Source organism: Rhodococcus sp. ACS1, assembly GCF_002300155.1.
GTDB lineage: Bacteria > Actinomycetota > Actinomycetes > Mycobacteriales > Mycobacteriaceae > Rhodococcus_F > Rhodococcus_F koreensis.
This window is the reverse complement of record NZ_NSDZ01000005.1, coordinates 394,789-420,110: the sequence shown is the minus strand read 5'-3', so window position 1 is coordinate 420,110 and position 25,322 is coordinate 394,789. Positions and strand designations below refer to the sequence as shown.

The window sequence follows — 25,322 nt, the reverse complement described above, 5'->3', positions numbered from 1 at the left end:
TACCCGGCGCCGCCGCGGGTCAGGCGCCGAGCCGGATCGATCCGCCGGGAATCGCGTCCAGCAGCTTCCGCGTGTACTCCTCCTTCGGCGACGTGAAGACCTCGTCGGTGGTGGCTTTCTCCACGATCGCGCCGACAGACATGACGAGCACGTCGTCGGCGATCTGCCGCACCACCGCCAGGTCGTGGGTGATGAACAGGTACGTCAGCCCCAGCTCCGCCTGCAGGTCGTTCAGCAGCGTGAGGATCTGGTCCTGGACCAGCACGTCGAGCGCCGACACCGCCTCGTCGCACACCACCATCTCGGGCTGCAGCGCCAGCGCCCGGGCGATCGCCACCCGCTGCCGCTGGCCACCCGACAACTCGTTCGGGAACCTCCGCATGACAGAAGCCGGCAACGCCACCTTGTCCAGCAGGTCGCGTACCCGCGCTTCCCGCTCCGCCTTCGTCCCCACCTTGTGGGTGCGCAGGGGCTCCTCGACGGTGCGGAAGATCGAGTACATCGGGTCGAGCGTGCCGTACGGGTTCTGGAAGATCGGCTGCACCCGCCGGCGGAACGCGAGCGTCTCCCTGCGGTCCAGCGTCGCGACGTCCTTGCCGTCGAACACCACATTCCCCGCCGTCGGAGCGAGCAGTCCCAGCACCATCTGCGCGACCGTCGACTTGCCCGACCCCGACTCGCCGACGATGGCCGTGGTCGTCCCACGCCGGACCGCGAACGAGACGTCGTCGACGGCGGTGAAGTCGGTGGACTTCCGTAGCCCGTGGCGGATCTTGAACACCTTGGTCAGCCCGGTGGCCACGACCACGTCGTCGGTGGCCTTGCCGAATTCGACGCCGATCTGCCCGTGCTCCTCGGCCTCGCCCACCACCTCGAGCGCGTGCTCCCGGATGTCCGCCCGGGCCAGCGAAGAACTCCGCCGTTGCGACGCCAGCGACGGCGCCGCGGCCACCAGTTTCCGGGTGTACGGGTGACGCGGCCGCTGCAGGATCTCCAGTGCGGGCCCCGCCTCGACCACCCGTCCCTTGCTCATCACGATCAGGTGCTCCGCCCGCTCGGCCGCCAGACCGAGGTCGTGGGTGATGAGCAGGACCGCGGTGCCGAGTTCGTCGGTGAGACCGTCGAGGTGGTCGAGGATCTGACGTTGGACCGTCACGTCGAGGGCGGACGTGGGCTCGTCCGCGATCAGCAGTTGCGGGCGGGCCGACAGCCCGATGGCGATGAGCGCGCGCTGGCGCATGCCCCCGGAGAACTCGTGCGGATACTGGCCCAGCCGGTTCTCGGCGTCGGCGAGGCCCGCCTCCTCGAGGAGTTCGGCGGCCCGCGCCTTCGCGGCCTTGCCCTTCGCGATCCCGTTGGCTTCCAACGCCTCCTCGATCTGGAACCCGACCTTCCACACCGGGTTGAGGTTGGACATCGGGTCCTGCGGGACGAGGCCGATCTTCTTCCCGCGCAGTGCGACGAACTCCCGCTCGGGCGCCTCCGCGAGGTCCTGCCCCTCGAACAGGATCCGGCCGCCGGTCACCTTTCCCGTTCCGGGCAGCAGGTTGATGATCGCGTGGGCGGTGGTGGATTTGCCCGAACCGGACTCACCGACGATAGCCACCGTCTGCCCCGGATACACCGTGAGGCTGGCCCCACGCACCGCGGGCACGAGCCCGGAATGGGACTGGAACGACACCTCCAGGTCCCGGATCTCGAGCAGCGGCACCTCGTCGGCCGAATTCTGCGGTCCGGCCGGATCGTTCGCGGTCATCGCGCTCACCTCTTCCGGGCCTTGGGGTCGAGCGCGTCCCGGAGAGCGTCGCCCATCATGATGAAGCCGAGGACCGTGATCGCCAGGGCGGTCGCCGGGTAGAACAGGATCGGCGAACCCTGGCGCAGGGTGACCTGGGCGGTGCTGATGTCTCCGCCCCACGAGATCTCGGTGGACGGCAGCCCGATGCCGAGGAAGGACAGCGTCGCCTCGGCCACGATGTAGATGCCGAGGGAGATGGTCGCGATCACGATGATCGGAGCGAGGGAGTTCGGCAGCACGTGCCGGATCAGGGTGCGCACGTTCGAGACGCCGAGCGCCCGCGACGCCATCACGTAGTCGTTGCCCTTCGCCGAGATCACCGCGCCCCGAGCGATTCTCGCCATCTGCGGCCACCCGAACAGGGCGAGGACGACGATCAGCGTCCAGATGGTGCGGTTGGTGAACAGCTGCATCAGGACGATCGCCGCGAGGATGAGCGGGATGCCGAAGAAGATGTCGGCGACCCGGGACAGCAGCGAGTCCACCGCGCCGCCGTAGAACCCGGCGACCGAACCGAACACCACGCCCACCACGAGCACGATCGACGTGACGCCGACACCCACCAGCACCGACGCCCGCGCCCCGTGGATCGTGCGGGAGTAGATGTCGCAGCCCTGCTTGTCGAATCCGAACCAGTGCCCCGCCGACGGCCCCTGCATGCTGAACGCGAGATCGCAGAACCGCGGGTCGGTGCTGGTGAACACGTCCGGAAACGCCGCCACGGCGATCACCACGACGATGATCACCGATGCGACCAGGAACAGCGGGCGCTTACGCAGATCGCGCCATGCATCCGACCGCATGCTCGTCGGCGGCTGGTCGATGTGGACGGCGTCGGTCTCCCCGGGCGCCGCCACTTCCTCGGGCGCCACGAAATGCGCCTGACGGGTCTTCCGGTCGCCCGTTCCGGCGGACTCGTTCTCCACTTTCTCAGACATAACGAATCCTCGGGTCGAGCGCGGCGTACAGGAGGTCGACGATCAGGTTGGCGAGCAGATAGATGACGATCAGCACCGTCACGAAGGACACCACCGTGGGCGCCTCACCGCGGGTGACCGCCTGATAGATCGTGCCGCCGACACCGTTGATGTTGAAGATGCCCTCCGTGACGATCGCGCCGCCCATCAGGGTGGCGAGATCGGCGCCGAGGAAGGTGACCACCGGGATCAGCGAGTTCCGCAGCACGTGCACCTGCACCACCCGGCGCCGCGAAAGACCCTTGGCGGTCGCGGTCCTCACGTAGTCGGCGGTGAGGTTCTCGGCGACCGACGTCCGCGTGAGCCGGAGCACGTACGCGAACGACACCGACCCGAGGACAAAGGCGGGCAGCAGAAGATTCTTGAAGCTGGTGTTGCCCCCGACCGTCGGCGGCACCAGCCCCCACTTCACGCCGATGAAGAACTGGGCGAGGAAACCGATGACGAAGATCGGGATCGCGATGATCACCAGGCTGACGAGGAGGACGGTGCTGTCGAAGATGCCGCCCTTGCGGAGCCCGGCGAACAGGCCGAAGCCGATCCCGAAGATCCCCTCGATCGCGAGTGCCATCAGAGACAACTTGATGGTGATCGGAAAGGCCTGCGCCAGAACCTCGCTGACCGGGCGACCGGAGAAGGACGTACCGAAGTCGAGCGTGAAGATGCCTTTCAGATACAGGAAATACTGCATCAGGAACGGTTGGTCGAGGTGGTACCGGGCGCGGAGCTGCGCCGCCACCGCGGGGCTGAGGGCCTTGTCGCCCGCCAATGCCGCGATCGGGTCTCCGGGCAGCAAGAAAACCATCGCGTAGATCAGGAACGTGGCCCCGATGAACACGGGAATCATCTGGAGCAAACGGCGACCGACGTACCAGAGCATCGGATCACCTCCTATTCGTCGGGGGCCGTGACGTCAGGAATCCGGAGCCTCGGCCCGTATTCCCGAACGGGGCCGCGAACTGACAGCTCGCGGCCCCACCCGTCGGAGAAAACTCCCGTGCGTCAGTTCTTCTCGATGTCCGAGTACATCGGGATGCCCTTCCAGTCGATGACCACGTTCGACACGTTCTCGGACCAGCCGCTCGCCGCGTTGCGGTACCACGTCGGGACCGCGGGCAGGTCGTGCAGGAGAACCTCCTGCGCCTGGTTCAGCAGGTCCTGCGCCTTTCCGGGATCGACCTCACCCGCGGAGGCTCGCAGCAGCCGGTCGAACTCGGGGTTCGAATAGTCGCCGTCGTTGGAGCTGCCGCCGGTCTGGTAGTTCTGCGCGAGGAAGCCGTACTGCTGCGGGTAGTCGCCCTGCCACCCCGAACGGAACGCGCTGGGGATGGTCCGGTTGGTGGCCTCCGTGCGGATCTGCGCGAACGTCGGATACTCCTTGCCCTTCGCGTCGATTCCGAGGGTGTTGCGGATGTTGTTGGCGGTGGCGTCGACCCATTCCTTGTGGCCGCCGTCGCCGTTGTACGCGATCTCGAAACTGCCCGACCACGGGGCGATGGCGTCGGCCTGGGCCCACAGCCTCTTCGCCGCCTCCGGGTCGTACTTCAGGTTGCTGTTGCCGACGAGCGAATCCGACCAGCCCTCGATGGCGGGGCTGGTGAAGTCGAGCGCGGGGGTGCGGGTGTTGTTGTAGATCTGCTGGGTGATCTGGTCTCGGTTGATCGCCATCGAGATGGCCTGCCGGCGCAGCGTGCCCTCCTCACCACTGAAATGCGGTAGACGGCCCGGGATGGTGAACGTCTCGATGGTCGCGGACGGCTGGTTCACGGTGCGACCCGGCAGGTCGGTCTCGAACGTGGTGACGGCACTCGGCGGCACCTGGTCGAGGACGTCGACATTGCCCGCGAGCAGATCCGTGTATGCCGTGTCGAGGCTGTTGTACATGACGAAGTCGACGCCGGCGTTCTTCGGCTTACGGTTGCCGTTGTAGTCGGGGTTCACGACGGTGTCGATTCGCACGTTGTGCTGCCACGCCCCGGGACCCGACATCATGTATGGCCCGTTGCCGATGGGATTCTCGCCGAACGCGGCCATGTCCTGGTACGCCACCGCGGGCAGCGGGTAATACGCGGCGAAACCGAGACGGTCCGGGAAGGCGGACTCGGGTTGCTTCAGTTCGATCGTGAACGTCGAATCGTCGACCACCTTCAGTCCCGACATGGTCTGCGCCGTGGGGTTCTCGGGAGCCACCTCGTCGTAGCCCTGGATCGGGTCGAAGAAGGACGCCTGGAGCTGCGCGTTCGTCGACAGCGCGCCGTAGTTCCAGGCGTCGACGAACGAGGCCGCGGTGACCGGCGTGCCGTCCGTGAACGTCCAGCCGTCCTTCAGCTTCACGGTGAAGTTCTTGCCGTCGGTCGTCTCGATGGACTCGGCGACCTCGTTGTTCACTCCACCGTCGGAGTCGTAGGAGACGAGCCCCGCGAACAGCGCATCGACGACGCGGCCACCCTGATTCTCGCTGGTATTGGTGGGAATCAACGGATTCTGCGGTTCACCTGCCCAGGCGTTGACGATTCCGCTGCCACCCCCGCCCGTCGAGTCACCGGACGAGCAGGCGGACAGCATCCCTGCTGCCAGGCCAACCGCCAGAACGGCGGTTGCCACACGTGTGATGCGCAAGACGATCCTCCCAGATCTGCATGGTTCCGGGCAGCCGTGCCGGGCGCAGCCCGAACGATGGGATGACGATAAGTCAACGTTTCAATCTGTGTGGCCACGACGGGTGAAACTCGCGGAATCGGCATCCGATCGAAACATCGTCGGCGCTGGGGTCGCCACTCGTCGTCCGCGCTTGCCGTCCGTCGCGCCCATTCGACCGATCGTCGCAGAATATGGGCATGCAACCTTGTGCAACGGTGCGCTCGGGAGCCCTTGTGACTACCCTCACACGTGCTAGAAGTGCCGAATTCGAGACTGGAAAGAAGGCCGGCCCACAATGACCAGTGCAGCACAGGCGAGCGGAGCGACGGGGAATGCCGCACAGGCGAGCGGAGCGACGGATCAGTCGGACCACTCGGATGCCGTCCCGCAGGTATATCCGCCGAGCCCCGAGTTCACCGCCGCGGCCAACGCCGGCCCCGAACTGCAGGCTGCCGCAGACGAGGACCGACTCGCATTCTGGGCGACACAGGCCGAGCGCCTGCACTGGCACACGCCCTTCACCGAGGTACTCGACTTCTCCGACGCACCCGTCGCGAAATGGTTCGTCGGCGGCGAGTTGAATGTCGCCTTCAACTGCGTCGACCGCCACGTTCTCGCCGGCAACGGCGACCGCGTCGCCATCCACTTCGAAGGCGAACCGGGCGACACCCGCGACCTCACCTACAACGACCTGCTCACCGAAGTCAGCAAGGCCGCCAACACCTTCACCGACCTCGGACTCGTCGCCGGCGACCGCGTCGCGATCTACATGCCGATGATCCCCGAGGCCATCGTCACCATGCTCGCCTGCGCCCGCCTCGGCCTGACCCACTCCGTGGTCTTCGCCGGCTTCTCCGCCAGCGCCCTGCGCTCCCGCATCGACGACGCCGAAGCCAAACTCGTCGTCACCGTCGACGGACAGTGGCGCCGCGGCCAGGCCGCACCCCTCAAACCCGCCGTCGACGAAGCCGTCGACGGCGCGGAATCCGTCGAGCACGTCCTCGTCGTCAAGCGCACCGGCATCGACGTCGAGGTCACCGAGGGCCGGGACCTGTGGTGGCACGAGACCGTCGACAAGGCGTCCGGCACCCATCAGGCGACCCCGTTCGACTCCGAACACCCGCTGTTCATCCTCTACACCTCCGGCACCACCGGAAAACCCAAGGGCATCATCCACACCTCCGGCGGCTACCTCACCCAGGCCTCCTACACCCACCACAACGTCTTCGACCACAAGGCCGGCCAGGACGTGTACTGGTGCACCGCCGACATCGGCTGGGTCACCGGCCACAGCTACATCGTCTACGGGCCCCTGTCCAACGGCGTCACCCAGGTGGTCTACGAGGGCACCCCGAACTCCCCCGACGAGCACCGCCACTTCCAGATCATCGAAAAATACGGTGTCAGCATCTACTACACCGCACCCACCCTGGTCCGCACATTCATGAAGTGGGGCCGCGACATCCCCGACGCCCACGACCTGTCCAGCATCCGGCTCCTCGGCTCGGTGGGCGAACCCATCAACCCCGAGGCCTGGAAATGGTTCCGCGAGGTGATCGGCGGCAACCAGGCCCCGATCGTCGACACCTGGTGGCAGACCGAGACCGGCGCCATCATGATCTCCCCGCTGCCCGGGATCACCGCCACCAAACCCGGCTCCGCGATGGCACCGCTGCCCGGCATCTCCGCGAAGATCGTCGACGACGACGCGAACGAACTCGGCGCCGGCGGCTCCGGCTACCTCGTCCTCGACAAGCCGTGGCCGGCGATGCTCCGCGGCATCTGGGGCGACATGGACCGCTACCGCGACACCTACTGGTCCCGCTACCCCGAGCAGGGCTGGTACTTCGCCGGTGACGGTGCCAAGTACGACGAGGACGGCGCCCTGTGGGTGCTCGGCCGCGTCGACGACGTCATGAACGTCTCCGGACACCGCATCTCCACCTCCGAGGTCGAATCCGCCCTCGTCGGACACCACGGCGTCGCCGAGGCCGCCGTCGTCGGCGCCGCCGACGAGACCACCGGCCAGGGCATCGTCGCGTTCGTCATCCTCCGCGAAGGTGTGGAGAACACCGGCGACACCCTCATCGCCGAACTCAAGGCCGAAGTGTCCCGGGAGATCAGCCCGATCGCCAAGCCCCGCCAGATCACGATCGTCCCCGAACTCCCCAAGACGAGGTCGGGCAAGATCATGCGACGCCTGCTCAAGGACATCGCCGAAGGCCGCGACCTCGGCGACACCTCCACCCTCGTCGACCCCAAGGTCTTCGACGCGATCCGCGGCAAGTAGGGCGCTCCGCGCCCCGTGAGTGGTTGACGAGTCTCTGCACTCCTCAACCACTCACGGGCGGCGAAGCCTCCACAGCGTCTGCTCCTCGCCGATTCCCTTCAGCCCGGTGGTGAAGACGTCGCACCGGTAGCCGGACGTCGCGAGCAGCGGCGCCACCTCCGGGTCGTCGTGAACGGCCCGGGACAGGACGATGTCGCCGCCCGCGGCACAGCCCTGCACCCGGGCCGCCAGGTTGACCGTCGCACCGAAGTAGTCGGTGCGGCCGGCGTTGTCGATCATCACGGCGGGCCCCTGGTGCAACCCGACTTTCAACGACACCGAGTCGTCGTCGCCGAGGTGCCGGCGGCGGAAGTCGTCCCAGCCCGCCTGCATCGACGCCGCCGCAGACCAGCCCTCCCGCGCGTCGGCGAACGTCGCCATGACCGCGTCACCCATCTGCTTCACGACGCTGCCGTTCTCGCGGACCACCGCGTCACGCAGGTAGCGGAAATGGCTCTGCACGAACGCAAACGCCCGGACGTCGCCGATGCGCTCGTACAGGGCGGTCGAACCGCTCAGATCCGTGAACAGCACCGCCAGGTTCGCGATCCCGATCTCGTCGCCCGGCGCCACCCCCTGATCCGGGAACAGGTCCTGGAAACCGTCGAGCGACGTCACGAGCGCGCCGGTCGCCGCAGCGTCCTTCCACCGCTCCCGCTCGACCGCCACAAGCGCCTCACCGGGAAGCCGGTTCGCGACCTCCAGCAGGCAGGCACCGTCGGTGCCGGGCGCATCACGCACTCGGAGTTCACCGGGCCCGCAGTCGACCCGAAGCGTGCCGCCGGCCGGACCGACCTCCCAGGCCACCGGGGCGCCCACCTGGTAGCACCGGATGCGCAGCCACCCGGGGTCGAGTTCGAGTCGCTCGCAGCGCCGCTCCCCCGGCTCGAGCCGCAACTGAGCCACCGCCGACGGTGAATTCGCCGGACCACCGATGCAGTACCGGGCCCGCTCCGCCCGGCGGACGGCCGGGTTGACGTCGAAGCGGATCTCCACCGACCGCGCGAGGTCCGTGTCGAACGCGATGTCGCACGTGTCGCAGTGGACGCGGCTCGGCAACTGTCGAATGTGGGCGGCGTCCTCGCGCGCGGTCCGGCAGACCGGGCACAGCACGCTCCAGCTCAGGTCCAGCAGACCACAGTCCGCGGCGTGGAGGAAGACGTACAGCAGCTGTATCCTGTCGGCACCCCAGCGGTCCGCAAGCTCGAACGGGCGCATGCCCGTCACCTCCAGGTCGGACGCGGTCCGCAAGTGGGACTCCAAGCGCCCGATCAGGTTCGGGGCGTCGTGCGATCGCGACAGCTGCGCCGTGCGGAGTTCCAGCCTGCCTGCGTCGAGTTGCTCCGGCGGCGGCAGGGCGGGGACGGCATGCGCGCGCGGGTCGCGGACGTGTCGTTCCAGCGCGTGCGCGAGCGCCACCGTCTTCCTTATTCCCGTGCGCGCCAGCAGCGTTCGCGCGGCGATCGTCCCGAACCGGGTGCGCGGGACGATCCGGGCGAACACCTCGACCTCGGTGGCGTCGGCGGCCGGGTGGAGCCGGACACCCGTGGACACCTCCACGAGCGGACCGCGGGAGAAACGTCGAAGGACCTGATAGAAGCGGCCCTCGACCCACTCGAACGGGAACTCCTCGTACCGCACCCGCCGCCCGTACGAACGCGTCTCCGCGGAATAGTGCCCCTTGCGCCGGCGGTCCAGCATCGGAGCGAAGCGCACCGGCGACAGATCGATGTTGCGATTGAGCCGATCGGTATCGGCGAGGAACGACCACAGATCCTGCTTCGGCAGCCGGATCCGGGCCGTCCTGGACAGCAGCACGGCTTTCGCCATGCAAGAACTATAGGCGCTCCGCGCCTGTGCGCCTTTCTGGTTGCTCCTGCTACCAGAAAGGCGCACGGGGACTACACCCCTACGTCGTCGAGGGACTCGTTCTTCGTCTCCTTCATCACCAGCAGCGCGATGAACGTGAGCGCGGCGGCGATCAGCAGGTAGATGCCCACCCAGCCGACGCCGTACGACGTGGCGAGCCAGGTGGCGATGAACGGTGCGACGGCGGCGCCCAGGATGCTGGCGGTGTTGTAGGCGATCCCCGAACCCGTGTAGCGCACGTTGGTCGGGAACAGCTCCGGCAGAACGGCGCTCATCGGCCCGAAGGTCATTCCCATCAACAACATTCCGATTGCCAGGAACACGAGCATGCGGGCGTTGCCCATGCCGTCCTGGTTCAGCATGACACCGAACGTGAGGCCGAACAGCATGATGAACCCGGTGATCGTGAGCAGCGTGATGCGGCGCCCGAAGCGGTCGGCCAGCCACCCCGACACGGGGACGGCGGCCGCGAAGAACAGGACCGCGACCAGTTGCAGCACCAGGAAGTCGGTGTAATGGAACCCGGCTCCCGTGCCGCCCTGCGCGGGGGTCTTGCCGGTGCCGTAACTCAGCACCCAGGTGGTCATGATGTAGAAGAGCGTGTAGGTGGCGAGCATGACGAACGTGCCGATGATCAACTGACGCCAGCTGGTCTTGAACACCTCGGCGATCGGGGTCTTCACCTTCTCGCCGCGCGCGACGGCGCGGGCGAACACGGGCGTCTCCTCCAGCTTGAGCCGCACGTACAGACCGATCATCACCATGATCGCGCTGAGCAGGAACGGGATCCGCCAACCCCAGGTGAGGAACGCGCCGTCCAGGTCGGGGCTGCTGTTGTCGTGGTCCAGGAACAGCGTGATGATCAGGAACAGACCGTTGGCGAGGAAGAAGCCGATCGGCGCGCCCAGCTGCGGCCACATGGCCGCCCACGCGCGCTTGCCCTTCTGGGCGGTCTCGGTCGCGAGCAGTGCCGCGCCACTCCACTCACCGCCCAGTCCCAGACCCTGGCAGAAGCGCATCAACGCCAGCAGCGCGGGCGCGACGATGCCGATCTGATGGTAGGTCGGCAGCAGACCGATCACGAACGTCGCGAGGCCCATGGTGAGGAGTGAGCCGACGAGCGTCGTCTTGCGTCCGATGCGGTCGCCGAAGTGGCCGAACAGGATCGAACCGAGCGGCCGGGCGACGAAGGCGAGACCGAACGTGGCGAGGGACGCCAGCAGGGCGGTGGTGCCGTTTCCCTTGGGGAAGAACAGATGCGGGAACACGGACACGGCCGCGGTCGCATAGATGTAGAAGTCGTAGAACTCGATGGACGTTCCCACCATGCTCGCAACGACGATCCGGCTTCTGGGTACGCCGGCGACGGTGGCCCCGCCGTCCGGTTCTGGCTTCGACGTATCGACGGCACTGCTCACTCGACTTACTCCTGCACGATGCTATTTCAACTATTGGGACGACAGTCCATTCCTTAGGAATTGAACACCTCGTGTCTTTCGCTTGGCAAATTGGATAAGCTCTCCTCGGTGCGCCGGGAAGTCTGGTCGGCAGAGCATTTGCCGTACCCCGACCACATCGAAAGCGAGCGACCCCGGTGACCCAGCCCCTCCGCTCCGAACTCTCCCGCTACCTCCGCACCGAGACGGTCGGCGGTTCGATCCTGCTCGCCGCCGCCGCGGTCGCCCTCCTGTGGGCGAACTCCCCCGTCTCGGATTCCTACTTCGCGTTGCGCGACTGGACGATCGGCCCGGAGGCGCTCCACCTGAACCTGACGGTCGGGACGTGGGCGCAGGACGGGCTGCTGGCGGTCTTCTTCTTCGTCGCCGGCCTGGAACTGAAACGAGAACTGGTGGTGGGCGAACTCGCCGACCGCAAACGTGCGCTGCTCCCGATCATCGCGGCCTGCGGCGGGGTGGTGGTGCCCGCGATCATCGCCGCGACGATCGGCGCCGGAACACCCGGCATGGACCGCGGCTGGGCCATCCCCGTCGCCACCGACATCGCGTTCGCACTGGGTGTGCTGGCGCTGACCGGGTCCCGCATCCCGGCGAGCGCCCGCGTGTTCCTGCTCAGCCTGGCCGTCGTCGACGACCTTCTCGCGATCGTGCTCATCGCCGTCCTGTTCACCAGTTCGATCGCCCTGCTGTGGCTGCTGGGCGCCGCCGTGTGCCTGGTCGTCTACGCGGTCGCCCAGCACCGGCGCATCACCACCCCACTGCTCTACGTTCCGCTCGCACTGTTCGCCTGGTACTGCATGCACCAAGCCGGAATCCACGCCACGCTGGCCGGCGTCGCTCTCGGCCTCCTCACCCGGGTGCGGCGCGACCCCGGCGAACGCGAATCCCCCGCGTCCCGCCTCGAGCACCGCATCCAGCCGTTGTCGGCGGGCTTCTGTGTCCCGGTGTTCGCCCTGTTCGCGTCCGGGGTCGCCCTCAGCAGCGAGCTCCTCGGGCAGCTGTTCACCGACCCCATCTCGCAGTCCGTGATCGCCGGGCTCCTCGTCGGCAAGACCGTCGGCATCTTCGGCGTCTCCTGGCTCGCGATCCGCCTGGGTATCGCGAAGAAACCGCGTGCACTGGGGTTCCGGGACATGTTTGCCCTCTCAGTGCTCGGTGCGATCGGGTTCACCGTTAGCCTTCTCGTAGCGGATCTCGCGCTTGCGGGAATCGGTGACGGCAGCGCGGCCGAAATAGCTAAGGTCGCGGTGCTCGTGACATCGTTGACAGCGTCGCTGATCGGATCAGCGTTACTGTGGCGACGCGGTCGGGCCCATGCGGCCCGGCAGGATGACTCGGACGTGCAAGAGCTACCTGGAGGGGTCGACAAGTGAGCATCACTCACGGCAAGGGAGACAGCCCGCGTTATACGGGAGACGGGGTGCCGAACACGGTGTCGTCGATCCCGCTCACGGACGTGGACGCTCAGACACCCGGCGAGGCGAGCCTCGGCACGCTGGTCAAGCATGCGACCGCGCAGGTGTCCACCCTCGTCCGCGCCGAGGTCGAGCTCGCGAAGGCCGAGGTCACCGGTGAGGTCAAGAAGGGCCTGCAGGGCAGCCTGTTCTTCATCCTCGCGTTCACCGTGCTGCTGTTCAGCTCGTTCTTCTTCTTCTTCTTCCTCGCCGAACTCCTCGACGTGTGGATCGCCCGCTGGCTGGCGTTCCTGATCGTCTTCCTGATCATGCTCGTGGTGACGGCGATCCTCGCGCTGCTCGGTTATCTGCGGGTACGCAAACTCCGCGCACCCGAGAAGACCATCGACTCCCTGAGGCAGGCCAAGACGGTGCTGCCCACGTCGTACTCGGATGCGGAGGCCCATCTCGCATCGCCCACCGGACGTCACGCGCGGTAACTCGCTCCTGTGGCACCACCCGATCCGTCCACCGTCCGTTTCGACGGCCCCTGGATTCATCGCGACATCCATGCCAACGGAATCCGATTCCACACCGTCGAGGTCGGCGCATCCGCACCGGATGCGCCGCTCGTCATCCTGCTGCACGGGTTCGCGGACTTCTGGTGGTCGTGGCGCCACCAGCTGACCGCGCTGTCCGAGCAGGGGTACCGGGCCGTCGCCGTCGACCTCCGCGGCTACGGCGATTCCGACAAACCGCCGCGCGGCTACGACGGGTGGACGCTGGCCGGCGACATCGCCGGCCTGATCCGGGCGATGGGCTATGGCGAGGCAACACTGGTCGGGCACGCCGACGGCGGCCTGGTCTGCTGGGCCACGGCGGTCCTCCATGCTCGTCTCGTCCGGTCGATTGCACTGGTCAGCTCGCCGCATCCACTCGCGCTCAAGCAGGCCGTCCTCCACGACCGCTACCAGCGCAAAGCTTTGCTGCCCTCGTTCGTCTCCTGCCAGGTGCCGTGGCGTCCCGAACGTCGCCTCACCCGGGACAACGGGTCGGAGGTCGAGCGGTTGATCCGCGAACGCTCCGGCCCCGGCTGGACCGAGAATCCGGAATTCGACGTCGTCGTGTCACGGATGCGGTCGGCGATCCAGATTCCCGGCACCGCGCACTGCACCCTGGAGTACCAGCGGTGGGCGTTCCGCAGTCAGTTCCGGCCGGACGGCAGCCGGTTCATGGCGTCGATGGATCAGACGCTGCGGATCCCCGTCCTGCACCTGCACGGCGACCTCGACCCGTACGTGCTCGCGGACACCGTGCGCCGCAGCCACCGCTTCGCACCCACCCAGCAGATGCAGACCGTGCCCGGGGTCGGCCACTACGCGCACTGGGAAGCCCCGGAACGCGTCAACGCCGCCCTGCTCGACCTCGTCGCGCCCCGCACGGCCTGACCGTCAGAGGATGCACGCCCCGGTGTCCACGGCGACCGACGCCCCGGACGCCGCCTGCAACTGACGCGACACCTCGGCGGCGGTGAGCACGAACCCGGTGTCGCTGTTGTCGACGGCGGCGCCGAAGACCACCCCGAGCACCCGGCCGTCGCTGTCGACGAGCGGTCCGCCGGAGTTGCCCTGCCGGATGGAACCGCGGACCGTGTACACCTCACGCTGGACGGTGCCCGCCCGGTAGATGTCGGGACCGCTGAGGTCCAGGATCTCCCGGACCCGCGCGGCGCTGGCCGTGTACGGGCCGCCGCCCGGGTAGCCGAGCACCAGCGCGTTGTCGCCGGTCTGCGCCGGTTCGGGCGCGAAGTTCAGGACGGGAGCGTCCAGTCCGGGCACCTCGAGGACCGCGACGTCGGCGGACGGGTCGAACAGCACGACCTCGGCGTCCATCGGCCCGTTCGCGGTGTCGACGACGATCCCGGCCGTTCCCGCGACCACGTGCGCGTTGGTCATCACCCGGTCGGGTGCCACGACGAACCCGGATCCCTCCAGCGCGCGCTGGCAGCTCGGGGCAACACCCCGGATCCTCAGCACGCTCGACTGCAGCGAGGACGCGACGGGGCTCTCCAGGACGCTGGCGTCCGGCGGGTCGACGGTCGTGATGGGGGTGCGCCCGAACGGCCCGATGACGTCGGGAAGCCCGGACGTGTCGAGCAGCGCGGTGAACTCGGTGGGCAGTTGCCGCATCCAGGCGGGCGCGATGTTGTCGACCGTCTCGAGGACGGTCGACCCGCGCACCGCCGCCGCCAGCTGAGGCTGGGACGAGGACGTGAGCGGGATCGCCAGCAGCCACGCCGCGACGAACACCGCGACCGCCTGTACGCAGGCGCCGATCACGCTGTCGACGGACCGCGCGACCGGACTGTGCATGCTTCCCCGCGCGGCTCGGCCGAGGACCATGCCCGCGACTTCGCCGACGATGACCAGCACCACGATGAGGGCGATGCCGACCAGCACGCGACCGCGGCCCTCGTCCACGTGCACCAGCACGTGGGGGGCGATCAGGATGCCCGCGACCGCGCCCAGCACCACGCCGATGAAGGCGAGTACCGACGCCACGGCGCCCTGACGCCAGCCCGACGTCGCGGCGACGAAGGCGATCAGCACGATCGCCAGGTCGATCCAGTGCGAGCCCGTCATCGCTCGGCCGCCGGCCGGCCGTGACCGTGGGTCAGGTGGTCGTCGTCCAGGTCGTTGTCGAGTTCGGCGAGGACGGTGTCGAGGTCGCGGATGTCGTGGCGGTCCCACTCCTGTTCCCAACCGGAGACCGCGAACAGGGCGGCCAGGATGCCGGCGGTGAAACCCCACACGAGCATGCCGTCGACGGCGAACGCGGGCCCCTGGTATCCGGCCGGGTGGCGCACCTGGAACCGGTTCCGCGGATCGATCAGGGTGTGCACGGGAACCCGGGCGACGCGTTCGGCCTCCGCGGGATCGACCACGCCGACCGCGCTGGGCTTCTCCCAGTACGCGAGGACGGGAGTGACGTCGAAGCCGGACGGCGGGATGAAGATCTCCTCGAGCACGGCGAGTGGGCGGACACCGGACGGGTCGAGTCCCGTTTCCTCCTGGGCCTCCCGCAACGCGGTGGCGATGGGTCCCTCGTCTCCGGGATCGCTGGCACCGCCCGGGAATGCCACCTGACCACTGTGCTGACGCATCGTGGACGCACGCTGGGTGAGCAGGACGTCGGCGCCGGCGGGCAGGCCGCCCGACATCAACGGGTCCGCCTCGACGGGACCGCCGAACAACACGAGCACCGCCGCCTCACGGGTGATCGCACCACGGGGTGCGCGCCGATCGAGGACGGGGTTGATCCTGTGCGGGTCGGCCGGCGTGCGGTGCACGACCCGGCGCAGCCAGGGCGGAACGGCGACGCCGTCCACGGAAGACGTCATGCCGCCACCCCCAGGTTCTGTTCGACGGCGTCCGCGATCTCGTCGACACTGCGGAACGGCTGCGGCAGGACCTTCGCCACCGTGCCGTCGGGCCGGATCAGCACCGAGACCGGGAGGACGGGAGGGGCCCCGACCGCGACGCGGACGCGACCGTCGCCGTCCTGCACACCGGGCAGGGTGACGGAGTAATCGATGAGCCGCGACAGCGCGCTGGACTCGTTGGGATCGGTGTGCACCGTAAGCACGGTAACCGCGTCGCCCGCACGATCCGAAAACTGCTGCATATAGGGCAGCTCCTCGGCGCAGGGGCCACACCAGTACGCCCACAGGTTCAGCAGCGCCGGTTTACCACCGAGCGCGGCCGCCAGATCCACCTGACTGCCGTCGCCCACGCATTCCAGTGTGATGCCGGACAGCACCGGATCCGCCGAAGGCCCGGACGCGGCCGCCGGGGCGGGGCACGGAGCCAGGCCCGCCTGCGTCCTCAGTGCCGCGAGCGCGTCGGGATCGGCGCTCACCGACGTCGGGGTGCTGCCGCCCGCACCGAACCGGTCCTCGTACGAGGGCGTCTCCGCGTCGTCGCCCCGCGGCCAGATCGCGACGACGAGAGCCACCACGACCACGAGGGCGGCCAGACTCCACCGCGCTGCACTAGACACTCGTATCTACCCTCACCTGCCGGCCAGACGCAGCAGATGCTCTGTCTCCGGTCCACGAACAAGTCCGGCGGCGACGTCGGGGTCGATCGGGCCGAGCCCGTACGACGGACAGTCGCCAGCGAGCACACACACCCCGCAGGCGGGCTTGCGGGCGTGGCAGACGCGTCTGCCGTGGAAGATCACCCGATGCGAGAGCAGCGTCCACTCCTTGCGCTCGATCAGGGCGCCGATGGCGTGCTCGACCTTGACCGGGTCTTCCTCCTCGGTCCACTTCCACCGCCGCACGAGCCGCCCGAAGTGGGTGTCGACCGTGATTCCCGGCACATCGAACGCGTTGCCGAGGATCACGTTGGCCGTCTTCCGGCCGATCCCGGGCAGCGTCACGAGATCCTTCAGATTGCCGGGGACCTCACCGTCGAAACGCTCGAGCAGCGCCTGCCCGAGCCCGATCAGAGAGTTCGTCTTGTTTCGGTAGAAACCCGTGGACCGGATGTACTCCTCGAGTTCGGTCCGTTCGGCCTCCGCGTACGCCTTCGCATCGGGGTAGCGGGCGAACAGCGCCGGCGTCACCATGTTCACCCGCACGTCAGTGCACTGCGCGGACAGGATCGTCGCGACGGCGAGGTCCAGGGGTGTGGTGAAGTCGAGTTCGCAATAGACGTGAGGGAAGGCCTCGGCGAGCCTGCGGTTCATCCGCCGGGCGCGCCGGACGAGTCCGAGTCGGGTTTCTTCCTGCTTCGCGGCCCGCGAACGGGTGCGTCCACGCACTTCGGAGCCGTCGCTGGGGGTCGCATGCACGGGATCAACTCTACGGATACCCGACCGATCCGAATTGCTGCTGTGTCGCTTCTGAGACATTTGCAGTGTTTACTTCCCGGTATGCAAGGTCTCGCTGTGGTCCTCTTCCCAGTGCTGCTGATGCTGTTTGCGCTGGCAATGGAGCGGGTGGAGTTCAGACTCCGCCGGCTCACGGTTCGTCAGCAAGAGGTGGAAGAGTTCCTCGACCAGGCAAGTCACGACGAAGTGGCCACCCTGGCCCACGAAGGTTTCCCCCACGCATTGGCACGCTTCCATCGACGTCGCAAGGGGCGGTCGGGCTTCGAATCCGACGACGCCGACATCACCGGAGTGGGCTCGCGGCGCGCCAGCTGACCCCTGGAAACCCCCGCAAAGACGCACCACCGGACGCATCATCCGGTTAACTTTTGCGACTTCCGTGGCATCGGTCACTCAGACCGAGCCGTCTCAACGTAGACTTCAGAGCCGTACCTGTTGCACAGCGACACGCCGCGGATCACCGGGGCATCGTCGACATGCAGCAAATCGCGCACAATATGCATACAGACGAACAATATTCCCAAGGAGCGCACGTGGACGACGTCCTGGCAAGAGCCGGCATCTTCCAAGGAGTCGAGCCCTCAGCGGTAGCGGCGCTGACCAAGCAGCTGCAGCCTGTCGACTTCCCCCGCGGACATGTCATCTTCAACGAAGGTGAGCCCGGTGACCGCCTGTACATCATCGTTTCCGGCAAGGTGAAGATCGGCCGCCGCTCGCCGGACGGCCGTGAGAACCTGCTGACGATCATGGGCCCGTCCGACATGTTCGGTGAGCTGTCCATCTTCGACCCGGGTCCGCGTACGTCCACCGCGACCACGGTCACCGAGGTCCGCGCGGTCAGCATGGACCGCGAAGCGCTCAAGGCGTGGATCGACCACCGCCCCGAGATCGCCGAACAGCTGCTGCGGGTCCTCGCGCGCCGTCTGCGTCGTACCAACAACAACCTGGCCGACCTCATCTTCACGGACGTCCCCGGTCGTGTCGCCAAGGCGCTGCTGCAGCTCGCACAGCGGTTCGGCACCCAGGAGGCGGGCTCACTGCGCGTCACCCACGACCTCACGCAGGAAGAGATCGCCCAGCTCGTCGGCGCTTCCCGCGAGACCGTCAACAAGGCGCTCGCCGACTTCGCGCACCGCGGATGGCTGCGCCTCGAAGGCAAGAGTGTGCTGATCTCCGACTCCGAGCGCCTGGCACGTCGCGCACGGTAGTCCCCGCATCCACGACTTCGGCCACCCCCTCACAGCGAGGGGGTGGCCGAAGTCGTTATGCGGTCAGTCGAGGCTGCGCAGATAGGCGAGCTGCACGTTGACGGACTTCTCCGCCACCGGCCACAACTTCGGGTCGACGTCGGAGTAGACGTGCTCGACCACCTCGCGGACCGTGGGGGTGCCCCCGAGCGCACCGAGCGCGGCCCGCACCTGGTCGAGCCGCTCCTCGCGATGATCGAGGTACTGCTGCGCCACGACGTTCAGTTCGGGCAGTTCGGGTCCGTGGCCGGGCATCACCCGGTGTCCGGTGCCGAGGTCCAGCAGCCGGCGCAGCGACGACAGGTAGTCGGCGAGGTCGCCGTCCGAGTCGTCGAGCACCGTGGTGCCGCGGCCGAGGATCGTATCGCCGGTGAGGACGGTGCCCTCACCTTCCACGGTGAAGGACACCGAGTCCTTCGTGTGCCCGGGCGTGGCGATCACCGTGACGGTGAGCCCGGCGACGTCGATGGTCTCGCCGTCCACGAGGGGTTCGCCGCCGCCGCGAAGGAACTCGGGGTCCACCGAGCGCACGGGCGCGCCGGTGAGTTCGAAGAACCGCTGCACTCCCCCGGTGTGGTCGAAGTGACGGTGAGTGATCAGCGTCAATGCGACCGGTCCGAGTGCCGCGACGCGGGCGAGGTGCTCCTCGTCGGCGTCGCCCGGGTCGACCACCACGCACTCGTCCCGGCCCGGCGCGCGCAGAATCCACGTGTTGGTTCCGTCGAGCGTCATCATGCCGGGATTGTTTTCGAGCACGACCGAGACGATCGGGGTGACCTCCCGCACCTGGGCGTAGGCCGGATGGGCAAGCGTCATGGCTCTACGACTCCGGCTGGACTTCGGCGATGAGCTCCACCTCGACGGGGGCGCCGAGCGGCAGTTCCGCGACACCGACGGCCGAGCGTGCGTGGGCCCCGGCGTCGCCGAACACCTCGCCGAGGAACTCGGAGGCACCGTTCACGACGCCGGGCTGACCGGTGAATCCCTCGGCGGAGGCGACGAACCCGACGACCTTGACGATCCGCACCACCGAGTCGATGCCGACGAGGGCGTCGACCGCCGCCAGCGCGTTGAGTGCACACGCCCGGGCCGCGGCCTTGGCGTCCTCGTCCGACACACCGGCGCCGAGCTTGCCCGCGATCGTCAGCTTGCCCTCGACGATCGGCAGCTGCCCGGACGTGTAGACGTAATTGCCGGTGCGCACGGCGGGCACGTAGGCGGCCACCGGCGGAACGACGGACGGCAGCGTGATGCCGAGTTCACTCAGGCGAGCGGACCAGTTCCGAGTCTCTGCCACGGCCCTCAGCCCTTCGGACGCTTCAGGTACGCGACGTGCTGCTCACCGGTGGGTCCGGGCAGCACCGTCACCAGTTCCCAGCCGTCGGTGCCCCACTGATCGAGGATCTGCTTGGTCGCATGTGTGAGCAGCGGAACGGTGGCGTACTCCCAGGAAGTCAATTCACTCATGCCGGTGAGCCTATCCCCCGCACATCCCGGCTCCCAGACTTATAGGCTCGACCCCGTGGTTGCATCCCCAGACCAGCTCACCCCGACGTGGCCCGAGAAGGCCGCGCGGGCCCGGCTGCACTTCGTCTCCGGAAAGGGCGGCACCGGAAAGTCCACGGTGGCCGCCGCGTTGGCGCTCGCCCTGGCCGAGGGTGGGCGCCGCGTGCTACTGGTGGAAGTCGAGGGCAGGCAGGGGATCGCTCAGCTCTTCGACGTGCCCCCGCTGCCGCCGCAGGAGACGAAGGTCGCGGCCGCCGAGGGTGGCGGAGAGGTCATGGCACTGGCCATCGACATCGAGACCGCGTTCCTCGAATACCTCGAGATGTTCTACAACCTCGGGTTCGCGGGCCGCGCTATGCGCAAGTTCGGCGCCATCGAGTTCGCCACCACCATCGCACCGGGTCTCCGGGACGTGCTGCTGACCGGCAAGATCAAGGAATGTGTGGTGCGCTCCGACAAGTCGGGTAAACGGGTGTACGACGCCGTCGTCGTCGACGCCCCGCCGACCGGGCGGATCGGCAACTTCCTCGACGTGACGAAGGCGATGGCCGACCTCGCGAAGGGCGGGCCGGTGCGCTCGCAGAGCGAGGGCGTGGTGCGCCTGCTGCATTCCGACGAGACCGTCGTCCACCTCGTGACGCTGCTCGAGGCGCTGCCGGTGCAGGAGACCACCGACGCCGCAGAGGAACTGGCCCGCGCCGACCTGCGGCTGGGCACCGTCGTCGTCAACCGCACCAGCCCGCAGTTCCTGCCCGCCGACACCCTCGCCGACGTCGCGAAGGGCCGCATCGACGCCGAGGCCGTCCGGGCCGGACTGCAGAAGACCGGGATCACCCTGGACGAAGAGAATTTCGCCGGGTTGCTCACCGAGACGATCGAACACGCGTCCGTCCTCGAAGCGCAGGAGGAGAGCGCCGGACAGCTCAGCGAAGTGGACGGGGCGCGGCTGCACCTGCCGTCCCTCGCCGACGGTGTGGACCTGGGCGGGCTGTACGAGCTCGCGGAATATCTGACGGAACAGGGTGTCCGATGACCCAGACAACTGAACACGAGCGTCGCCGCACCGCCTCCGCACTCGACGTCGCGGGGATTCTGGAGAACAGGGCAACGCGGATCGTCGTCTGCTGCGGAGCCGGCGGCGTCGGCAAGACCACCACGGCGGCGTCGCTGGCACTGCGCGCGGCGGAGCAGGGACGCAAGGTGGTCGTGCTGACCATCGACCCGGCACGCCGGCTCGCGCAGGCTCTCGGCGTCGCGGAACTCGACAACACGCCGCAGCCCGTGCAGCTCGGACCGGACGCGACGGGCGAACTGCACGCCATGATGCTCAACATGCGCCGCACGTTCGACGAGATGGTGATCGAGCACTCCACGCCGGAGAAGGCGGAGCAGATTCTCGCGAACCCCTTCTATCAGACCGTCGCCAGCTCGTTCTCGGGAACGCAGGAATACATGGCGATGGAGAAGCTGGGGCAACTCGCCTCCAGCGACGAGTGGGATCTGGTGATCGTCGACACGCCACCGTCGCGCAACGCCCTGGACTTCCTCGACGCACCCCAGCGTCTGGGCGCGTTTCTCGACGGCCGCATGATCCGGTTGCTCACCGCGCCCGGCCGCGGCCTCACCCGGCTCGTCACCGGCGCGATGGGCCTGGCGCTGCGCGGTGTGTCCACCATCGTCGGCAGTCAGATGCTGTCGGACGCCTCGAGTTTCGTCCAGTCACTGGACTCGATGTTCGGCGGCTTCCGGGAAAGGGCAACGCGCACTTACGAATTGCTCCGGCAGCCGGGAACGAAATTTCTGGTGATCGCCGCAGCGGAACCGGATGCGCTGCGTGAGGCGGCTTTCTTCGTCGACCGGCTCGCAGGCGACGAGATGCCGCTCGCGGGCCTCGTCCTGAATCGGACGCACCCCACTCTCAGTTCCCTGTCGGCCGATCACGCGGTCACTGCCGCCGACCAACTCGGGGACCAAGACCCCCTCACCGCCGCTGTGCTGCGAATCCACGCCCATCGGGCGGTGATCGCCAAGCGTGAGGTCCAACTACTGAGCCGGTTCACGGCGGCCCACCCTCGGGTGCCGATCGTCGGCGTGCCCTCGCTGCCGTTCGAGGTGTCGGACCTCGAGGCCTTGAGAGCGGTAGGCGACCAGCTCACCCGGACGAGCTGATCAGCTCGCTACCGGAGAACCGGTCACCCGCCTGTGTCCTGCCTGACTGCGAATCCGATCCCGAATCTCAGACAGCGGACTGGTGCTGCCGCTGAGCTTCGAAGAAATCGGACCATGAGTCCACCTCGGGGTGCTGCTTGAGCAACGCCCGGCGTTGACGTTCCGTCATGCCACCCCACACGCCGAACTCGACACGGTTGTCGAGTGCATCGGCTCCGCACTGCATCAATACCGGGCAATGCCGGCAAATGGTTGCGGCCTTGCGCTGTGCTGCGCCGCGTACAAAGAGTTGATCGGGATCGACTTCCCGGCAACGGGCCTGGGTGACCCAGGCGATTCGCGCTTCTGCTTGCTCGACGTCCAGACGGCTGGTTGGGGTGGTCATGTGCATTCGTTTCCCCTCTTCGAGTCTGCGCAAACCCAGCGCGTAGCACGCCGAGGCTGCACCACATAAGCGATGGGGTGTTATCTCCATCACACTGTTCCAACAATTTAGGTAAAGAAACCGCCACGCGCAAGACGGTGAACATGCTTTTTTGGTACGCCCGTCCATACCCCGTGCTCAGGGCATTTTCCTGGCCGAATTCTGCGCCCAACCAGCGCACCCTCAGACCCCACGTAGTCTGTAGATCGTGTCGATTGCAAAAACAGTGGGGAAGCTCGCAGGATCCTCCGCCTTGGCAGGAGTGCTCCTCGCCGGCGTGATGTTTCCGCTCGCCGGAGGCTTCGGTTACGCCTCCAACAGGGCGGCTGACACCGTCGACAACGTCTCCGCCGAACTGGTCGAAGGAACGGTTCCCGCAGTCTCGACGATGGTCGACTCCGCGGGCAATCCCATCGCGTGGCTGTACGACCAGCGCCGCTTCGAAGTGCCCAGCGACAAGATCTCCAACGAGATGAAGCTCGCCATCGTCTCCGTCGAGGACCGCCGGTTCCCGGAGCACAAGGGCGTCGACTGGCAGGGCACGATGCGCGCCTTCCTGACCAACACCACCAGCGGCGAGGTGCAGCAGGGCGCGTCGACACTCGACCAGCAGTACGTGAAGAACTACCAACTGCTCGTCGTCGCCAAAACCGACGCCGAACGCCGGGCCGCGATCGAGACGACGCCCGCCCGCAAGATCCGCGAGATCCGGATGGCGCTGACGCTCGACAAGGAACTCACCAAGGACGAGATCCTCACCCGCTACCTCAACCTGGTGCCGTTCGGCAACGCCTCGTTCGGCATCCAGGACGCCGCCCAGACGTACTTCGGCATCGACGCGTCCGAACTGAACACCCAGCAGTCCGCGATGCTCGCGGGCATGGTGCAGTCCAGTTCGGCGCTGAACCCGTACACGAACCCCGAGGGCGTCCTCGAACGCCGCAACGTGGTTCTCGACACGATGATCTCGAGCATCCCCGAGCGCGCCGCCGAACTGCGGGAGCTCAAGGAGACGCCCCTCGGCGTGCTGCCCGAACCCAACCGGCTGCCCCGCGGGTGCATCGCCGCCGGCGACCGCGGCTTCTTCTGCGACTACGCCCTGCAGTACCTGGCGAACGCCGGCATCAGCCGGGAGCAGATCGACAAGGGCGGCTACCTGATCAAGACGACGCTCGACCCCGCGGTGCAGGCGTCCACCAAGGCTGCGCTCACCGCGAAGGCCAGCCCCGGACTCGACGGCATCGCCAACGTCATGAACGTGGTCCAGCCCGGCCAGGATTCACACCGCATCCTCGCGATGGGCAGTAGCCGCACCTACGGTCTCGACGCGAACGCCAACGAAACCGTGCAGGCCCAGCCGTACTCGCTGGCCGGTCACGGCGCCGGGTCGATCTTCAAGATCTTCACGACCGCCGCCGCCATGGAGAAGGGCCTCGGCACCAACGCCGTCCTGGACGTCCCCGGACGGTTCGAGGCCCGCGGCATGGGTAGCGGTGGTGCCCGCGGATGCCCGGCGGCCACGTACTGCGTCGAGAACGCAGGCAAGTACCCGGCGTCGCTGTCGGTGACGGACGCGCTCGCACAGTCGCCCAACACGGCGTTCGTCAAGCTCATCCAGGCCACCGGCGTCGCCCCCACCGTCGACATGGCGGTGCGGCTGGGGCTGCGGTCGTACGCCGACCCCGGCACCTCCGGATTCGACGACCGCAGCATGGCGGATTTCCAGAAGGATCAGAATCTGGGTTCGTTCACCCTCGGACCCACCTGGGTCAATCCGCTGGAACTGTCGAATGTCGCGGCAACGCTCGCGTCGCACGGCAAGTGGTGCCCGCCCACCCCCATCGATTCGGTCTTCGACCGTGAAGGCAAGCCCGTCTCGGTCACGCAGCAGGCCTGCGAGCAGGTTGTCGAGCCCGGCCTCGCGGACACCCTCGCCAACGCCATGAGCAAGGACGACAAGGCAGGCGGCACGTCGGCCGGGGCCGCGGGCAGCGCCGGCTGGACCCTCCCGATGGCGGGTAAGACCGGAACCACCGAGTCCCACATGTCATCGGGCTTCCTCGGGTTCACCAACAACTTCGCCGCCGCCGTCTACGTGTTCGGCGACTCGCCGACACCGGGCGAGATCTGCTCGGGCCCGCTACGGCCCTGTGGCGACGGAAATCTCTACGGCGGTAACGAGCCCGCCCAGACGTGGTTCGCTGCGATGAATCCCGTCGCCAACAACTTCGGGCCGACGACGCTGCCGCCGATCGATCAGAAGTACGCGCGGGGTTCGCAGAACGGTCAGGTTCCGGACGTCACCGGCCTGAGCCAGTCGGCCGCGACGTCCCGCCTGCAGGGAGCCGGATTCACCGTGAACGCGATCACCACCGCGTCACAGGTCGCCAAGGGGACGGTCACGAGCTCGGCGCCGTCCGGTTCGGCGATTCCGGGGTCGACGATCACGATCTACGTCAGCGACGGATCGGTGAAGGCCGCTCCCCCGCAGGCCCCGGCTCAGGGAATCCCCGTTCCGCCCATCCAGCTGCCCGGCCTGCCGCCGATCCAGCTGCCGCCCATACCCCGGTGACCCGCAGGTGAGTGGGAAAGTGTGTAGGCGCACGCTTTCCCACT

23 protein-coding genes are annotated in these 25,322 nt (G+C 67.7%); 9 read left to right on the top strand and 14 right to left on the bottom strand.

Annotation, left to right across the window (positions count from 1 at the left end):
• Positions 1-19 precede the first annotated feature (19 nt).
• The 4 genes from CJ179_RS22670 to CJ179_RS22655 form a co-directional block, all read right to left on the bottom strand.
• Complete coding sequence (locus CJ179_RS22670) at positions 20-1,756, bottom strand: ABC transporter ATP-binding protein (RefSeq protein WP_241031449.1); 1,737 nt, start codon at positions 1,754-1,756, stop codon at positions 20-22.
• Between the two features lie 5 nt (positions 1,757-1,761).
• The gene (locus tag CJ179_RS22665) at positions 1,762-2,736 is read right to left on the bottom strand and encodes an ABC transporter permease (protein WP_095862963.1); all 975 of its coding nucleotides are present in this window, start codon (positions 2,734-2,736) and stop codon (positions 1,762-1,764) included.
• Positions 2,729-3,655, bottom strand: coding sequence for an ABC transporter permease (locus tag CJ179_RS22660; protein WP_072938042.1), 927 nt, complete (start codon positions 3,653-3,655; stop codon positions 2,729-2,731). Before CJ179_RS22660 ends, CJ179_RS22665 begins: the two co-directional genes overlap by 8 nt.
• A 122-nt stretch (positions 3,656-3,777) precedes the next feature.
• Positions 3,778-5,394: an ABC transporter substrate-binding protein gene (locus tag CJ179_RS22655; RefSeq protein WP_095862962.1), complete on the bottom strand. Its 1,617-nt coding sequence runs from the start codon at positions 5,392-5,394 to the stop codon at positions 3,778-3,780.
• Positions 5,395-5,710: 316 nt separating this feature from the next.
• Between CJ179_RS22655 and acs the strand changes: the two genes are divergently transcribed.
• A complete protein-coding gene (gene acs / locus CJ179_RS22650) occupies positions 5,711-7,705 on the top strand; it encodes an acetate--CoA ligase (protein WP_095862961.1) in 1,995 nt (664 codons plus the stop codon).
• 51 nt (positions 7,706-7,756) lie between these two features.
• Here acs and CJ179_RS22645 read toward each other — a convergent pair whose 3' ends face one another.
• Together CJ179_RS22645 and CJ179_RS22640 are read right to left on the bottom strand one after the other, a co-directional pair.
• Entirely contained in the window at positions 7,757-9,574 is a 1,818-nt protein-coding gene (locus CJ179_RS22645; protein WP_095862960.1) for an adenylate/guanylate cyclase domain-containing protein, read from the bottom strand.
• Positions 9,575-9,645: 71 nt separating this feature from the next.
• Complete coding sequence (locus CJ179_RS22640; protein WP_095862959.1) at positions 9,646-11,031, bottom strand: MFS transporter; 1,386 nt, start codon at positions 11,029-11,031, stop codon at positions 9,646-9,648.
• Between the two features lie 176 nt (positions 11,032-11,207).
• Between CJ179_RS22640 and nhaA the strand changes: the two genes are divergently transcribed.
• The 3 genes from nhaA to CJ179_RS22625 are packed head-to-tail and all read left to right on the top strand — an operon-like array spanning position 11,208 to position 13,912.
• A complete protein-coding gene (nhaA, locus tag CJ179_RS22635) occupies positions 11,208-12,443 on the top strand; it encodes a Na+/H+ antiporter NhaA (protein WP_095862958.1) in 1,236 nt (411 codons plus the stop codon).
• Positions 12,440-12,964: a phage holin family protein gene (locus tag CJ179_RS22630; protein ID WP_072938053.1), complete on the top strand. Its 525-nt coding sequence runs from the start codon at positions 12,440-12,442 to the stop codon at positions 12,962-12,964. Before nhaA ends, CJ179_RS22630 begins: the two co-directional genes overlap by 4 nt.
• A gap of 9 nt (positions 12,965-12,973) precedes the next feature.
• Positions 12,974-13,912, top strand: coding sequence for an alpha/beta fold hydrolase (locus tag CJ179_RS22625; RefSeq protein ID WP_072938054.1), 939 nt, complete (start codon positions 12,974-12,976; stop codon positions 13,910-13,912).
• Between the two features lie 3 nt (positions 13,913-13,915).
• Here the strand turns inward: CJ179_RS22625 and marP are convergent, their stop codons facing one another.
• The 4 genes from marP to nth are packed head-to-tail and all read right to left on the bottom strand — an operon-like array spanning position 13,916 to position 17,381.
• On the bottom strand, positions 13,916-15,106 hold the full coding sequence (gene marP / locus CJ179_RS22620) for an acid resistance serine protease MarP (protein ID WP_072938056.1): 1,191 nt from the start codon (positions 15,104-15,106) through the stop codon (positions 13,916-13,918).
• A complete protein-coding gene (locus CJ179_RS22615) occupies positions 15,103-15,864 on the bottom strand; it encodes a CoA pyrophosphatase (protein ID WP_072938058.1) in 762 nt (253 codons plus the stop codon). Before CJ179_RS22615 ends, marP begins: the two co-directional genes overlap by 4 nt.
• Positions 15,861-16,523: a TlpA disulfide reductase family protein gene (locus tag CJ179_RS22610; protein WP_095862957.1), complete on the bottom strand. Its 663-nt coding sequence runs from the start codon at positions 16,521-16,523 to the stop codon at positions 15,861-15,863. Before CJ179_RS22610 ends, CJ179_RS22615 begins: the two co-directional genes overlap by 4 nt.
• 12 nt (positions 16,524-16,535) lie before the next feature.
• Positions 16,536-17,381 (bottom strand): endonuclease III, encoded by an 846-nt coding sequence (gene nth, locus CJ179_RS22605; protein WP_095862956.1) that lies wholly within the window; start codon positions 17,379-17,381, stop codon positions 16,536-16,538.
• Between the two features lie 21 nt (positions 17,382-17,402).
• Between nth and CJ179_RS22600 the strand changes: the two genes are divergently transcribed.
• On the top strand, positions 17,403-17,675 hold the full coding sequence (locus tag CJ179_RS22600) for a hypothetical protein (RefSeq protein WP_072938063.1): 273 nt from the start codon (positions 17,403-17,405) through the stop codon (positions 17,673-17,675).
• A 218-nt stretch (positions 17,676-17,893) separates the two neighbouring features.
• Entirely contained in the window at positions 17,894-18,568 is a 675-nt protein-coding gene (locus tag CJ179_RS22595; protein ID WP_005256089.1) for a Crp/Fnr family transcriptional regulator, read from the top strand.
• A 63-nt stretch (positions 18,569-18,631) separates the two neighbouring features.
• Here the strand turns inward: CJ179_RS22595 and CJ179_RS22590 are convergent, their stop codons facing one another.
• Genes CJ179_RS22590 through CJ179_RS22580 form a run of 3 tightly spaced genes read right to left on the bottom strand, consistent with a single transcriptional unit; the run spans position 18,632 to position 20,074 of the window.
• Positions 18,632-19,423: an MBL fold metallo-hydrolase gene (locus tag CJ179_RS22590; protein WP_072938065.1), complete on the bottom strand. Its 792-nt coding sequence runs from the start codon at positions 19,421-19,423 to the stop codon at positions 18,632-18,634.
• A gap of 4 nt (positions 19,424-19,427) precedes the next feature.
• A complete protein-coding gene (locus CJ179_RS22585) occupies positions 19,428-19,904 on the bottom strand; it encodes a RidA family protein (protein ID WP_095862955.1) in 477 nt (158 codons plus the stop codon).
• A 5-nt stretch (positions 19,905-19,909) separates the two neighbouring features.
• On the bottom strand, positions 19,910-20,074 hold the full coding sequence (locus CJ179_RS22580) for a DUF4177 domain-containing protein (RefSeq protein WP_005248493.1): 165 nt from the start codon (positions 20,072-20,074) through the stop codon (positions 19,910-19,912).
• A gap of 55 nt (positions 20,075-20,129) precedes the next feature.
• Here CJ179_RS22580 and CJ179_RS22575 point away from each other — a divergent pair, with 55 nt between their 5' ends.
• Complete coding sequence (locus CJ179_RS22575) at positions 20,130-21,146, top strand: ArsA-related P-loop ATPase (RefSeq protein ID WP_095862954.1); 1,017 nt, start codon at positions 20,130-20,132, stop codon at positions 21,144-21,146.
• The gene (locus tag CJ179_RS22570; protein ID WP_095862953.1) at positions 21,143-22,282 is read left to right on the top strand and encodes an ArsA family ATPase; all 1,140 of its coding nucleotides are present in this window, start codon (positions 21,143-21,145) and stop codon (positions 22,280-22,282) included. Before CJ179_RS22575 ends, CJ179_RS22570 begins: the two co-directional genes overlap by 4 nt.
• Before the next feature lie 67 nt (positions 22,283-22,349).
• Here the strand turns inward: CJ179_RS22570 and CJ179_RS22565 are convergent, their stop codons facing one another.
• The gene (locus CJ179_RS22565) at positions 22,350-22,673 is read right to left on the bottom strand and encodes a WhiB family transcriptional regulator (RefSeq protein WP_072938072.1); all 324 of its coding nucleotides are present in this window, start codon (positions 22,671-22,673) and stop codon (positions 22,350-22,352) included.
• A 259-nt stretch (positions 22,674-22,932) separates the two neighbouring features.
• Between CJ179_RS22565 and CJ179_RS22560 the strand changes: the two genes are divergently transcribed.
• On the top strand, positions 22,933-25,278 hold the full coding sequence (locus CJ179_RS22560; protein WP_072938074.1) for a transglycosylase domain-containing protein: 2,346 nt from the start codon (positions 22,933-22,935) through the stop codon (positions 25,276-25,278).
• Positions 25,279-25,322: the final 44 nt, after the last annotated feature.